The sequence below is a fragment of the Hydrogenophaga sp. GW823-FHT04C09 genome (genome assembly GCF_058796355.1).
The window spans coordinates 367,101-379,795 of sequence record NZ_JBXAIO010000004.1 but is presented as its reverse complement, the minus strand read 5'-3'; the positions used below and the strand labels follow the sequence as shown (position 1 = coordinate 379,795).

General features: G+C 67.1%; 17 protein-coding genes. 5 read left to right on the top strand and 12 right to left on the bottom strand.

The genetic code is table 11. The features are described from left to right. Positions 1-15 precede the first annotated feature (15 nt). The 8 genes from AC1Q9M_RS14080 to AC1Q9M_RS14045 form a co-directional block, all read right to left on the bottom strand. Complete coding sequence (locus AC1Q9M_RS14080; RefSeq protein ID WP_444687273.1) at positions 16-897, bottom strand: cytochrome c oxidase subunit 3; 882 nt, start codon at positions 895-897, stop codon at positions 16-18. A 69-nt stretch (positions 898-966) separates the two neighbouring features. Further along, positions 967-1,179: a DUF2970 domain-containing protein gene (locus tag AC1Q9M_RS14075; protein ID WP_291121574.1), complete on the bottom strand. Its 213-nt coding sequence runs from the start codon at positions 1,177-1,179 to the stop codon at positions 967-969. Beyond that, positions 1,176-1,787 carry a cytochrome c oxidase assembly protein gene (locus tag AC1Q9M_RS14070; protein ID WP_366834034.1) on the bottom strand — a complete coding sequence of 204 codons (612 nt, stop codon included), beginning with the start codon at positions 1,785-1,787 and terminating at the stop codon, positions 1,176-1,178. Before AC1Q9M_RS14070 ends, AC1Q9M_RS14075 begins: the two co-directional genes overlap by 4 nt. A gap of 2 nt (positions 1,788-1,789) precedes the next feature. Beyond that, positions 1,790-1,900 carry a cytochrome oxidase small assembly protein gene (locus tag AC1Q9M_RS14065; RefSeq protein WP_366834041.1) on the bottom strand — a complete coding sequence of 37 codons (111 nt, stop codon included), beginning with the start codon at positions 1,898-1,900 and terminating at the stop codon, positions 1,790-1,792. Positions 1,901-1,928: 28 nt separating this feature from the next. Continuing rightward, positions 1,929-3,554 (bottom strand): cytochrome c oxidase subunit I, encoded by a 1,626-nt coding sequence (ctaD, locus tag AC1Q9M_RS14060; protein WP_291121576.1) that lies wholly within the window; start codon positions 3,552-3,554, stop codon positions 1,929-1,931. 40 nt (positions 3,555-3,594) lie between these two features. After that, positions 3,595-4,749 carry a cytochrome c oxidase subunit II gene (coxB, locus tag AC1Q9M_RS14055; RefSeq protein WP_382325711.1) on the bottom strand — a complete coding sequence of 385 codons (1,155 nt, stop codon included), beginning with the start codon at positions 4,747-4,749 and terminating at the stop codon, positions 3,595-3,597. A gap of 136 nt (positions 4,750-4,885) precedes the next feature. Further along, complete coding sequence (locus tag AC1Q9M_RS14050; protein WP_382321551.1) at positions 4,886-5,317, bottom strand: DUF2244 domain-containing protein; 432 nt, start codon at positions 5,315-5,317, stop codon at positions 4,886-4,888. Positions 5,318-5,555: 238 nt separating this feature from the next. Beyond that, a complete protein-coding gene (locus AC1Q9M_RS14045; protein ID WP_382325713.1) occupies positions 5,556-6,425 on the bottom strand; it encodes a methyltransferase domain-containing protein in 870 nt (289 codons plus the stop codon). An 89-nt stretch (positions 6,426-6,514) separates the two neighbouring features. Between AC1Q9M_RS14045 and AC1Q9M_RS14040 the strand changes: the two genes are divergently transcribed. The 3 genes from AC1Q9M_RS14040 to AC1Q9M_RS14030 all read left to right on the top strand — a co-directional run bounded on the left by AC1Q9M_RS14040 (position 6,515) and on the right by AC1Q9M_RS14030 (position 8,209). Then, on the top strand, positions 6,515-7,240 hold the full coding sequence (locus AC1Q9M_RS14040) for a ComF family protein (protein ID WP_382321553.1): 726 nt from the start codon (positions 6,515-6,517) through the stop codon (positions 7,238-7,240). Positions 7,241-7,254: 14 nt separating this feature from the next. Further along, positions 7,255-7,728 carry a tRNA (uridine(34)/cytosine(34)/5-carboxymethylaminomethyluridine(34)-2'-O)-methyltransferase TrmL gene (gene trmL, locus AC1Q9M_RS14035; protein ID WP_382321555.1) on the top strand — a complete coding sequence of 158 codons (474 nt, stop codon included), beginning with the start codon at positions 7,255-7,257 and terminating at the stop codon, positions 7,726-7,728. 145 nt (positions 7,729-7,873) lie between these two features. Next, entirely contained in the window at positions 7,874-8,209 is a 336-nt protein-coding gene (locus AC1Q9M_RS14030) for a hypothetical protein (RefSeq protein WP_382321557.1), read from the top strand. Positions 8,210-8,227: 18 nt separating this feature from the next. On the opposite strand, the gene AC1Q9M_RS14025 is transcribed toward AC1Q9M_RS14030, so the two are convergent. From AC1Q9M_RS14025 to AC1Q9M_RS14015, 3 genes are all read right to left on the bottom strand, one after another. Continuing rightward, positions 8,228-8,683 carry a MaoC family dehydratase gene (locus tag AC1Q9M_RS14025; protein WP_382321559.1) on the bottom strand — a complete coding sequence of 152 codons (456 nt, stop codon included), beginning with the start codon at positions 8,681-8,683 and terminating at the stop codon, positions 8,228-8,230. Positions 8,684-8,748: 65 nt separating this feature from the next. Further along, a complete protein-coding gene (locus tag AC1Q9M_RS14020; RefSeq protein WP_291121582.1) occupies positions 8,749-9,366 on the bottom strand; it encodes a nucleotide-binding protein in 618 nt (205 codons plus the stop codon). A gap of 65 nt (positions 9,367-9,431) precedes the next feature. Beyond that, on the bottom strand, positions 9,432-10,193 hold the full coding sequence (locus tag AC1Q9M_RS14015; protein ID WP_291121583.1) for a sulfite exporter TauE/SafE family protein: 762 nt from the start codon (positions 10,191-10,193) through the stop codon (positions 9,432-9,434). 58 nt (positions 10,194-10,251) lie between these two features. Here AC1Q9M_RS14015 and AC1Q9M_RS14010 point away from each other — a divergent pair, with 58 nt between their 5' ends. Beyond that, the gene (locus AC1Q9M_RS14010; protein WP_382321561.1) at positions 10,252-10,890 is read left to right on the top strand and encodes a trimeric intracellular cation channel family protein; all 639 of its coding nucleotides are present in this window, start codon (positions 10,252-10,254) and stop codon (positions 10,888-10,890) included. Positions 10,891-10,975: 85 nt separating this feature from the next. On the opposite strand, the gene pcaF is transcribed toward AC1Q9M_RS14010, so the two are convergent. Beyond that, on the bottom strand, positions 10,976-12,178 hold the full coding sequence (gene pcaF, locus AC1Q9M_RS14005; protein ID WP_492434328.1) for a 3-oxoadipyl-CoA thiolase: 1,203 nt from the start codon (positions 12,176-12,178) through the stop codon (positions 10,976-10,978). 80 nt (positions 12,179-12,258) lie between these two features. On the opposite strand from pcaF, the gene AC1Q9M_RS14000 reads away from it, so the two are divergent. Then, the gene (locus tag AC1Q9M_RS14000) at positions 12,259-12,693 is read left to right on the top strand and encodes a DUF1841 family protein (protein WP_382154903.1); all 435 of its coding nucleotides are present in this window, start codon (positions 12,259-12,261) and stop codon (positions 12,691-12,693) included. The last annotated feature ends 2 nt before the right edge of the window (positions 12,694-12,695 follow it).

Genomic DNA, 12,695 nt, shown 5'->3' with positions numbered 1-12,695 from the left:
CACCACCCGACCCAATCACATCCAGTAGACGAGGATGTACAGGCCCAGCCACACCACGTCCACGAAGTGCCAGTACCAGGCCGCGCCTTCGAAGCCGAAGTGGCGCTGGGCCGTGAAGTGACCCTTCTGCAGGCGCAGGGTGATGAACAAGAGCATCAGCATGCCGACGAACACGTGGAAGCCGTGGAAACCGGTGAGCATGAAGAAGGTGGAGCCGAACACGCCCGAGGAGAGCTTGAGGTTCAGGTCGGCATAGGCGTGGGCGTACTCATAGCCCTGCACGAACAGGAAGACGATGCCCAGCAGCACGGTCACCCACATGAAGGCGATGGTCTTGCCACGGTTGCCGACCTGCAGCGCGTGGTGGGCAATGGTCAGCGTCACGCCCGAGGTCAGCAGCAGCGCGGTGTTGATGGTGGGCAGCCAGAACGGGCCCATGGTCTGGAAAGGCTCGACGATGCCACCGGGCGACGCGGTGGCGCCGGCCTGCAGGCTGGGCCAGACGGCCGAGAAGTCGGGCCAGATCAGCGCGTTCTCGATGTTGCCCAGCGCCGGCACGGAGTGCGTGCGCGTCCACCACAGGGCGGTGAAGAAGGCGCCGAAGAACATCACCTCCGAGAAGATGAACCAGCTCATGCTCCAGCGGTACGACAGGTCGATCTTGTGGCCATACATGCCGCTTTCGCTTTCACGCACCGACTCGCTGAACCACTGGAACAGCACGAACAGCCAGAACACCAGGCCGAACGCCAGCGAATACGCGCCCCAGCCGTGGCCGTTGATCCACTGCCCGGCACCCAGGATGACGAAGAAAAGGCCGATGGCGGCCATCACCGGATGGCGCGAGGGTCCAGGGACGAAGTAGTAGGGCGTCGTGCCGTGGGTTGCTGCTGACATGCTCACTCCTGTTGTGCTTTCGCTTGTATCTAATGTCAAAAATCAAAAATCGTATCGGGTCGCCGTGTCTCAGCCGACGACCCAGTTCACCACCACGATCAGCACCGCCACGAACAGGATCGCCATGCCCACGCCCACCGCCATCAAGTGCAGCGGATTGAGCTTGGCGATGTCCTTCTGGTAGTCGGCGTTGCGGCGCACGCCGAGAAAGCCCCAGGCCACGGCCTTGACCGTGTCGATGAAAGAGCCCTTGCGTTGGTGAGCAGGTGTGGGTGTGGTCATACGTCCCCCGTGGGTTTGAGCGTGGCCGGGCTTTGGGCCTGCGGCGCGTCATCGGTCGGCGCGGCCGGCACCTTGCCGCCCACCTCGAAGAAGGTGTACGACAGGGTGATGGTGGACACGTCCTTGGACAGCCGGGGATCGATGACGAAGGCCACCGGCCATTCTTTCTTCTCTCCGGCCTGCAGGGTGTACTGCGTGAAGCAGAAGCACTCGAGCTTGTTGAAGTGCGCGGCCGCCTGTTTGGGGGCGTAGCTGGGCACCGCCTGTGCCGCCATCGTGCGGTTCTGGATGTTCTGGAACTCGTACATCACCGTGGTGAGCTCACCCGGATGCACCTGCAGCGAGCGCACGGCCGGCTTGAAGTGCCAGGGGCCGCGGGCGTTCGTGTCGAATTCGACGGTGATGGTGCGCGTGCGGTCCACCTGCGTGTTCGCAGGCAGGCTCGCGGCACCGGGCACACGCAGTTCCGACACCGCCAGCACGTTGATGCCCAGGGCCTCGCAGATATGCCGGTAGATCGGCACCAGCGCGTAGCCGAACGCGAACATGCCCAGCGCGATCACGCAGAGCTTGCCCACCATCTTGAGGTTTTCGCGCTGAACGGCCATGGTCAGAAGCCCAGCAGGAAGCGTTTGCCCACGAAGCCGAGGAAGAACACCACGGCCACGGACGCGAGGATCAGGCCCAGGCGGCGGTTGTTCTTCTTCTGTTCGGGTGTCATGGCGTTGGCAGACATGGCGTGAAAAGGCTTAGCCGATCACCTTGGTGGCGGTCGCGTCGAGCTTGGGCGGGTTTTCGAAGGTGTGGAACGGTGCCGGCGACGGCACTTCCCACTCCAGGCCCACGGCGCCTTCCCAGGGGTTCTGGGGGGCCTTCTCGCCCTTGCCGCGCATGGCGGGCACGACCACGGCCAGGAAGAAGTACACCTGCGCCAGACCGAAGCCGAACGCGCCCACCGAGGCGATCGCGTTGAAGTCGGCGAACTGCATCGGGTAGTCGGCGTAGCGGCGGGGCATGCCGGCCAGACCCAGGAAGTGCATCGGGAAGAAGGTGATGTTGAACGAGATCATCGACCACCAGAAGTGGATCTTGCCGCGCGTTTCGCTGTACATCACGCCGGTCCACTTGGGCAGCCAGTAGTAGATGCCCGAGAACATGGCGAACAGCGAGCCGGCCACCAGCACGTAGTGGAAGTGGGCCACCACGTAGTAGGTGTCCTGCATCTGGATGTCGATCGGCGCGACCGACAGGATCAGGCCGGTGAAGCCACCGATGGTGAACACGAAGATGAAGCCGACGGCCCACAGCATGGGGGTCTCGAAGGTCATCGAGCCCTTCCACATGGTGGCGATCCAGTTGAAGATCTTCACGCCCGTGGGCACGGCAATCAGCATGGTGGAGTACATGAAGAACAGCTGGCCCGTCACTGGCATGCCGGTGGTGAACATGTGGTGGGCCCACACGACGAAGGACAGGATGGCGATGGAGCCGGTGGCGTACACCATGGAGGCGTAGCCGAACAGCTTCTTGCGCGCGAAGGCGGGCACGACCTGGCTCACGATGCCGAAGGCCGGCAGGATCATGATGTAGACCTCGGGGTGGCCGAAGAACCAGAAGATGTGCTGGTACATCACCGGGTCGCCGCCGCCGGCGGGGTTGAAGAAGCTGGTGCCGAAGTGGCGGTCGGTCAGCGTCATGGTGATGGCGCCGGCCAGCACGGGCATCACGGCGATCAGCAGGTAGGCGGTGATGAGCCAGGTCCAGCAGAACATGGGCATCTTCATCAGCGTCATGCCGGGTGCGCGCATGTTCAGGATGGTCACGATGATGTTGATCGAGCCCATGATCGAGGACGCGCCCAGGATGTGCATGGCGAAGATGCCGGCGTCCATCGAGGGGCCCATCTGCAGCGTCAGCGGCGCGTACAGCGTCCAGCCGGCGGCGGGTGCGCCCCCGGGCATGAAGAACGAGGCCACGAGCATGATGGCCGCGGGAATCATCAGCCAGAAGCTGAAGTTGTTCATCCGCGCGAAGGCCATGTCGGACGCGCCGATCTGCAGCGGGATCATCCAGTTCGCGAAGCCCACGAAGGCCGGCATGATGGCGCCGAACACCATGATCAGGCCGTGCATGGTGGTGAGCTGGTTGAACAGTTCGGGGTTCACCAGCTGCAGGCCGGGCTGGAACAGCTCGGCGCGGATCAGCAGGGCCAGCACGCCGCCCACCATCAGCATGGTGAAGGCGAACAGCAGGTACAGCGTGCCGATGTCCTTGTGGTTGGTGGCGTAGACCCAGCGGCGCCAGCCCGTGGGGGCATGGTGGTCGTGGTGATCGTCGTGGCCGTGTGCGTCGTGGTGGTCAAGAACTGCACTCATGGTCGATTCCTTTGAGACTCAATGTTTTTCTGTCAACAGATCACTTGCGGGCGGCCAGCACTTCGGCCGGCTGCACGATCTGTTCGGTCTTGTTCGACCAGTTGTTCTTGGCGTAGGTCATGACCGCGGCCAGTTCGGTGTCGGACAGCTGCTTCCAGGCCGGCATGGCGCCGCCTGCCGCACCGTGCAGCAGCACATTGATCATCTTGGCGTGGTCGGTGTCGGTCACGATCGCGGAGCCATCGAGGGGCTTGATCGGGCCGGCGCCCTTGCCGTTGGCCTGGTGGCAGGCCGCGCAGTTGGCGGCGTAGACGGACTCGCCGCGCTTGACCAGGTCGGCCAGCGTCCAGACCTTGCTCGGGTCATCGGCGGCAGCGCCCATGGCCTTCTGGCGCTCGGTCACCCAGGCGGTGTATTCCTCGGCCGACACCACCTTCACGTGGATCGGCATGTAGGCGTGTTCCTTGCCGCAGAGTTCGGCGCACTGGCCGTAGAAGTCGCCGGTCTTCTCGGCGCGGAACCAGGTGTCGCGCACGAAGCCGGGAATCGCATCCTGCTTGACGCCGAAGGCCGGCACCATCCAGGCGTGGATCACGTCGTTGGCGGTCGTGATGATGCGCACCTTCTTGTTCACGGGCACCACGAGCGGGTTGTCCACCTTGAGCAGGTAGTCGTCCGTGGCTTCGGGCTTGCCGCTGTTGGACATCACGCGCTGGTTGTTGTCCAGGGTGGAGAGGAAACCGATGCCCTCGCCCTCGCCCTTGATGTAGTCGTAGCCCCACTTCCACTGCATGCCCGTGGCCTTGATGGTCAGGTCGCTGTTGGTGGTGTCCTTCTGGGCCACCAGCACCTTGGTGGCGGGCAGGGCCATGCCGATGACGATGAGCAGCGGGACGATGGTCCAACCCAGCTCCACCCAGATCGGCTCCGGCAGCTCCTGGGCCTTGTGCCCGGCCGCCTTGCGGTGCTTCAGGATGGAATAGAACATCACGCCGAAGACGATGACGAAGATGACGGCGCACAGGACCATCATGAACCAGTGCAGCCAGTGCTGCTCCTCGGCGATGCGGGTCACCGGGGGGTGGAAGTTCAGCTGGTTGACCGCCGGGCCGCCAGCGAGGTCCTTGACCGCCTGAGCAGCGACCGTGGACCAGGCGCCTGCGCCCAAGGCCAGCGTGGTTGCCACGGCGCGGATCGTGGCCCACCGGTTTCGCAGGGAATGCACCTTTTTATTCGTCGTACTCACTTTAAGCGCCTCAAATATAAGTATTGATTTATATCAATGCCGATTAGAACAAATTTTCCGGGCACACCTACCCAAAACCCCACCATCACGCGCCACGCAAGGCCTGGCGTATCTCCCGCGCCAGCACCGGCCGCAGTTCGGGGCGCAGAAAGCGCCCCACCCTCACCGACTGGCCGCCGCAGCGGAGTTCGACCATCTGGTCGTCTTCTCCCCGCGGCTCCACCTGCACCCACTCACGGGCGAACTCGCACCGCTTCGTCCGTCCCGCCATCTCCTGCTCCACCACCAGCCGGCCTTCCAGCAAGCGGATGCGTTCGCCGTCGGTGGCGTGGCGGGCATAGGCCAGAAAGGCCACCGCCACCACGATCAACTCCAGCACCGCGAAAGGCAGCACCAGCGTTGCACCTTGCGACCAGAAGAATCCGGCCACACCCAACGACACGACACACATGGAGGCATAGAGCCATCCCAGTTGTGCGGGCGTGACCGAACAGTTGCGCTTCAGCGACCACTCCATGCCTTGTTCAGACTCGGTCGCGAAACGATGAGCGTTGCAGGTAAGGTTCACCACCCACCACCGGTTCAAGCCGCGCTGCGCCCGAAGGCGCGCGCGTTGACGCAGGGAAAATCCCCTTGAAACTTGGATCGCCTCCAATTGTAGCGGCGAGAAGGGTGCCGCCCGGCTGCAAAGCCGCCCCATCCGACTCGGACAATGCGGTATCTCCAGGCGAGAAACGGCCCGCCGCCAGCCCGGCTCAGCCCCTGCGGCCCCGCAGCATGGCACGCATGTCTTCCATCGGCACCGTCGTCGCAGGCCCCATGGGCACTCGCGGCGTGGGCTTGAAGGCGTGGCCGTAGATGATTTCGAAGGTCAGCAGCAGCCGGCCGTCGGCCGCGCGCGGCAGGCCCGTTTCGATCGCCTCGCACAGCCGCGCACGCCAGCCCCGCGACCGACAGGCGGCAAACCGGCCCGAATGAAGGTTGCGGCCCAGGCTGCGCAGCTCGGCCAGCAAGGGTTCCGCCCCACTGTACGAGAGGGTGATGCGCTCCATGTCCATCACCGGCTCGGCAAACCCGCTGTGCACCAGCATGTCGCCCCAGTCGTGCATGTCGGTGAAGGCGTGGGCCGGCTCGGGCCAGCCTTGTGCCGCGTACACCACGCGCAGTTCGCGCAGGCTGTCCGGCCCCAGGCAGGAAAACATCAGGAAGCCGTTGGTCTCGATGTGTGCGTTCCAGCGCTTGAGCAGCGTTTGCGGCCGTGGCTCGGTGTGCAAGGCCATGTTGGCCCAGAGCATGCCCACCCGGGTGTCGGCGTTCGCCGCCTGCGGGCCTCGGCTGCGCCCCCAGTTCAGGGGGTTCCAGCCCGGCCCGCCCCCTTCCCGGGTGGCCTGCAAGGCCTCGGGCAGGCGCTGTGCGGCCACGTGGCAGGGCGCGTCGGGCAACTGAGACCGGAGCTGCTGGTGCGCGAGCAGCCCGCCGCCCACGGGCTCCCAGTGCATCCAGCTGGCGGGCGGCTCGCGGAACCATTTCAGGCGTTCGGCCATGCGCGAGGCCACCTCTTCGTGCAGCCACGGACTGGTCGTCGCGGCGCGTTGCTGCCAGCGCAGGGCCGCGACCGGGTCCATGTCGGGCACGGGGGTTTCAGTGGGGGTGGAGGTGTTCAAACGGGATGCCGGCGGGCGGGACAACAAGGCCGCGCCAGTATATTGGCCCCATGCTCAACCCCTGGCGCACGCTCTGGAATTCCCTGCCCGGCACCTGCCAGGTCTGCGGCGCCTGGCCATCGAGCGCGGTGTGCGAGGCCTGCGCGGCGCGGTTCCAGGACGAGGCGCCCCGCTGCACGGCGTGTGCCGACCGCGTGCCCGTGGACGTGCCGCTGTGTGGGGCCTGTCTCACCCGGCCCACGCCGGCCGCGCTGCACGCCTGCGCGGCGGCTGTGGACTATGCCTACCCTTGGGACGGCCTGATCGCCCGCTTCAAGTTCCGCCAGGAGCCTGGCTGGGCCGGGCCTTTCGCGCGGCGGATGCTGCAGGCACCGCAGGCCGGCGCCCTGCTCTCGTCATGCAACCTCCTCGCCCCTGTGCCACTCACCCCGGCGCGCCTCGCCGGGCGCGGCTACAACCAGGCCTGGGAGCTGGTGAAAGCCCTGCGGCGCGCGAGCACGCCTGCCGCCCGGGCGCCGGCCCTGGCCGAGGCGCTGGTCCGCCTGACCGAGACCCCCGACCAGCACAGCCTGCCCCGTGAGCAGCGCCTGCGCAACCTGCAAGGCGTGTTCGCCGCCCACCCGTTGCACGCGCCCCGGCTGCACGGCCGGCACGTGCTGCTGGTGGACGACGTGACCACCACCGGCGCCACGCTGCAGGCAGCGGCCCAGGCCTTGCTGCAGGCAGGGGCGGTCCGGGTCAGCGCGCTGGTGTTCGCGCGCACGCCAGCGCGGTAAGCTCGCCCGCCACCATGTTCCACATCGTCCTCGTCCAACCTGAAATCCCGCCCAACACCGGCAACGTGATCCGGCTCAGCGCGAACACCGGGTGCACCCTGCACCTCATCGAGCCCCTGGGCTTCTCCATGGATGACCGCCACATGCGCCGCGCGGGGCTCGACTACCACGAGTACGCCGATCTGCGCCGCCACGCGGACTGGGCCAGCTTCCTGCAGACCGAAGCACCGGACCCGCAGCGCATGTTCGCCTTCACCACCCGGGGCAGCCACAGCGTGTTCGACAACACCTTCCAGGCCGGCGACTGGCTGGTGTTCGGCTCCGAGACGCGGGGGCTGCCCGACGCGCTGCGCGAGTCCTTTGCGCCCACGCAGCGCCTGCGGCTGCCCATGGTGCCTGGCCAGCGCAGCCTCAACCTGTCGAACGCCGTGGCGGTGACCGTGTTCGAGGCCTGGCGCCAGCGGCAGTTTGCGATGCCGGTTCCGTGACGCAGGTCACGCAAGTGGCGCACGGCATAGATCACATCGCGCGCGAAACGCGCAACATAGGCTTGCCAACCTGATCGGGACCGCGCGGCTCCACACCCTGTGGGCGGCGGCCCGATCGCCACTCTGCGCATCACGGACCGCCTGCATGGAGACCGCCCTGATTTCTGTCCTCACCCGGATCTTCCGCGTGAACCTCGCGTCTCGACAGCGCGCGCCCAAGAGCCCCAGCCTCAAGGAGTTGGCGCGCATCCGGCGCCATCTCGAGCGCAGCATCGAGGACTGCCCCGGCACACCCGCGATCCGGCTGCGCAAACAGATCGATCAGGCCCACACGCCGCAGGAACTCTGGCTGCTGCGCAACGACGCGTACCAGCTCATCTCGCAGCGGCACAACCAGTCGGTCGCCGCCGAGCGCATCAACCGGCTGATTCAGTACTTCGAAGGCTGGCTCGAGCCCAAGCAGCTCATCCGCATCAAGTAGGCCGGCCTGCCCGCGCGCTCAGGGGTACTGGCGCACCAGCGATTCGGCGAAGCACACCGGCTTGTCGGCCCCCTCGCGCTCCACCACCACGCCCCAGGTCATCTGCTGCCCACCCTGTTCGATGGACTCGATGGCCTGCAGCGTCAGGCGCGCGCGCAAACGGCTGCCCACCGGCACCGGCGCGGTGAAGCGCACGCGGTTCAGGCCGTAGTTCACCCCCATGCGCGTGTTCCGGATATCGAAAGAGGACTCGAAGAACACCGGCAGCAAGGACAGCGTGAGAAAGCCGTGCGCGATCGGCCCACCGAACGGCCCGGCCTTGGCGCGTTCCACGTCCACGTGGATCCATTGGTGGTCGCCAGTGGCCTCGGCGAAGCGGTTGACCTGCTCCTGGGTGATCACCACCCATTCGCTGACGGCCACTTCCTGGCCCACGCAAGCCGCCAGATCGGCCAGGGATTCAAAGGTTTTCATGCGAGCCACTGTATCGCCGGCCCCGCGCCGCGCATGTCGGGCCGGCGACACGGCACCGCCGGGTGTCAGCGATCAAGCCACTCGCAGATGCCCTGCCACTGCTTGAGGTCCTTCTCGACCCGGCTGGGCGTGACGTCGAACAGCGTGAGCCCGCGCGCCGCGAGGTGCACGTAGTTCTGCGTGTCGCGCAAGGCGCCCAGCACGGGCAGGCCCAGCCCGGTCACGAACTCGCCGAGCTTGTCGGCCGCGATGGTGCGCATGTCCACCCGCATGCCGACGATGCCCACCTGCAGCTGGCCCGCACGGCGGGACTCGGCCAACTCATCGATGAAGGCGCGCGTGGCGTAGATGTCGAAGATGCTGGGCTGCAACGGCACCAGCACCTTGTCGGCGATCTTGAGCACGTCCTTGAAGCGCCAGCCATGCAAACCAGCGGGGGTATCGAGCACCACGTGGGTGACGTCCTTGGGCGGCCGCGCGATCAGGTCCTGCGAAACCTCCCAGGTCTGGATCGGCCGGGCCTCGGGTGGGCGCAGGCGCAGCCAGAGGGCCGACGACTGCTGGCGATCGGCATCGCCCAGCATGACCGAGTGACCCTGGCGGGCAAAGTAGCCGGCGACGTTGGTCGACAGCGTGGACTTGCCAACGCCTCCTTTGGGATTCGCAACCACCACGATGGGCATGAAAAGCTCCTTTGTGTGCGGGACGCCCCACACGGACAGCGTGATGGGGAGGGGGGTATCGGGCGCTATGTTATCGCCACCGCGTCCCACACCAGTTTGCAACCGGTCAGGAACATCCCCACATAGATGAGCCGGTAGAACAGCTGAGGCTCGATGCGCTTGGCAATGTAGACCCCGAGCCAGACCCCGAACGGGGCGAACGGCAGCAGCGCCAGCGAGGTCGCCATGTTGCGCAGATCGAGCAGACCGAGCCAGGCGTACGGCACCCATTTGGCGAGGTTGACGAAGAAGAACAGGTAGGCCAGCGTGCCGGTGAAGACCGCTGGCGACAGACGCATCGGGATCACGTAGGCGTTGAGCGGCGGCCCACCGGCGTGCGCCACGAAGCTCGTGAAACCCGAGGTCACCGTGAGCAGCGCACCCACCCAGCGCGGCGGCGGCGCGCTGTCGGGGCGCGGCGGAAACAGCAGGCGCTGCGCCAGGAACACCAGGGTGAACACGCCCACCATGCCCGCCACCACGCGAGAATCGAGCCATTTGAAAAGCAAGGCCCCGACCACGAGGCCGACCAGGCTGCAGGGCACGAGGAACATCAGCAGGCGGCGGTCGAAGTTCTTGCGGAAGGCCGCCATGCCCAGCAGGTCCATCAGCAGCAGCACCGGCATCAGGATGGCGGCGGCCTGCGGCACCGTGACCGCCAGCGCCATCAAGGGCACGGCCAGGGAACCAAAGCCGGCGCCAAAGCCGCTCTTGCTGATGCCCAGCAGGAGCACCGCGGGAATCGCGACGAGGTAGAACGAGGGATCGGTGATGAGCGGGAAGTTCAAGCGCGCGATTGTCGCCGCAGGCGAATGCCCTTGCCTCCCGCCCGGCGAGAATCGGCGCATGCACAACATTCAGTTCTGGGGCGAGACCCTGCGCCTGCTGGTCGAGCTGGCGGCCACGGTGGCCTTTGCACTCTCCGGCATCCTCATGGGCGCGCGCATGCGGCTGGACGCCGTGGGCGTGGCGGTGGTGGGCTTCCTGGCCGCCTTCGGCGGCGGCACCCTGCGCGACCTGTTGCTCGATCAGCGCCCGTTCTTCTGGGTGCGCCACGTCGAGCTGCTCTGGGGCGTGCTCGGGCTGTGCGTGCTCGCCATGGTGTTCCTGCGCGGGCGCCACATGAAGCTCACCGAGCGCGCCATCCAGTGGCCCGATGCGCTGGGCCTGGGCCTGTTCACCGCCACCGGCGTGCACCAGGCCTTGCTGCTGAACATGCCGGCGCTGGTGGCCGTGCTCATGGGCCTGATCACCGGCGTCTTCGGCGGCGTGCTGCGCGACGTGGTCTGCAACGAGATCCCCACCGCCTTCAAGGACCACCGGCCCTATGCGCTCTGCGCCTTCGCCGGTGGCTGGCTCTACGTCGGGCTCTGGGAGATCGAGGCCCCGGGCTGGATCGCCCTGGTGGCCTGCGTGGTGTTCACGGCCGGCCTGCGCGGCCTGGCCCTGTGGCGCAACTGGCAGCTTCCCGCGTGGAAGTTGTAGGCCCCCACGCTCCGCCGCTGCGCGGGTCGCTGCCCCCCGAGGGGGCTGAGCCCGGCCTTGGGGCGGCCCGGCGGCGGGCTCGCCCTCAGACCTTTTCGATCACGAGCGCGATGCCCTGGCCCACGCCAATGCACATGGTGCACAGCGCGTAGCGGCCACCGGTGGCGTGCAGGCGGTTGACCGCCGTGGTCGCCAGCCGCGCGCCGCTGGCGCCCAGCGGGTGGCCCAATGCGATCGCACCGCCCCAGGCGTTCACGCGCTCGTCGTCGTCCTTCAGCCCCAGCATGCGCAGCACCGCCAGGCCCTGCGCGGCAAAGGCCTCGTTCAGCTCGATCACGTCCAGCTGCTCGAGCTTCAGGCCGGTGAGCGCCAGCACCTTCTGTGTGGCCGGCGCCGGGCCGATGCCCATCACGCGCGGCGCCACGCCGGCCGTGGCCATGCCCACGATGCGGGCCTTGGGCGTCAGGCCGTTCTTCGCCGCCGTGGCCTCGTCGGCCAGCAGCAGCGCGCAGGCGCCGTCGTTCACGCCACTGGCGTTGCCTGCCGTCACCGTGCCATCGGGGCGCACCACGCCCTTGAGCTTGGCCAGCGCTTCCAGGCTGGTCTCGCGCGGGTGTTCGTCCTTGTCCACCACCAGCGGATCGCCCTTCTTCTGCGCGATGGTCACCGGCGTGATCTCTCGCGCCAGGTGGCCGGCCTTCTGCGCGGCCACGGCCTTGAGCTGGCTCGAGAGCGCCATGCGGTCCTGCGCCTCGCGCTCGATTTTGTAATCGGTGGCCACGTTCTCCGCCGTCTCGGGCATGGAGTCCACGCCGTACTGGGCCTTCATGAGCTTGTTGACGAAGCGCCAGCCGATGGTGGTGTCGTAGACCGCGTTGGCGCGGCTGAAGGCGCTCTCGGCCTTGGGCATCACGAAGGGCGCGCGGCTCATGCTCTCCACGCCGCCGGCGATCATCAGGCCGGCTTCACCGGCCTTGATGGTGCGCGCGGCCGAGCCCACGGCGTCCAGGCCGGAGCCGCACAGGCGGTTGATGGTGGCGCCGGGCAGCTCCAGCGGCAGGCCGGCGAGCAGGCCGGCCATGCGCGCGACGTTGCGGTTGTCTTCGCCGGCCTGGTTGGCGCAGCCAAAGAGGATGTCGGCCACGGCGGCCCAGTCCACGCCGGGGTTGCGCTGCATCAGCGCCTTGAGCGGGATCGCACCGAGGTCGTCGGCACGCACGCTGGAGAGGGCGCCGCCGTAGCGGCCGAAGGGGGTGCGAATCGCGTCGCAGATGAAGGCTTGGTTCATGTGTGTTCTCCTCAGGTCAACCTGCGACTGTACCCAAGCCGGGCGCAGGGGTGCGCGGCATGCGGGAGAATCCCCGCACCATGTTCAGCCCATCCCAAGCCGACGTGCGGCGTTTCTTCTGCGCCGTTCACCAGAAACAGTTGCTGCAACAACCCATGGAGGCCATCGAAACCCTGGCCGGCCAATGGATCGCCGAGCACAGCGAGTACCACGCCGAACTGTCCGACGTGGACGCGGCCCTGGCGCGCCTGGGCGAGCCCGACAGCGGCCGCGACAACCCCTTCCTGCACCTGTCCATGCACCTGTCCATCAGCGAGCAATGCAGCATCGACCAGCCCCCGGGCATCCGCCAGGCGGTGGAGCTGCTGGCCGCGCGGCGCGGCGACCTGCATGTGGCTCACCACGAGGTGATGGAGTGCCTGGGCAGCATGCTCTGGGAAAGCCAGCGCGCGGGCCGGCCACCCGACGGGCAGGCCTACATCGACGCGGTGCGGCGCAGGGCCACGCGGGACTGACC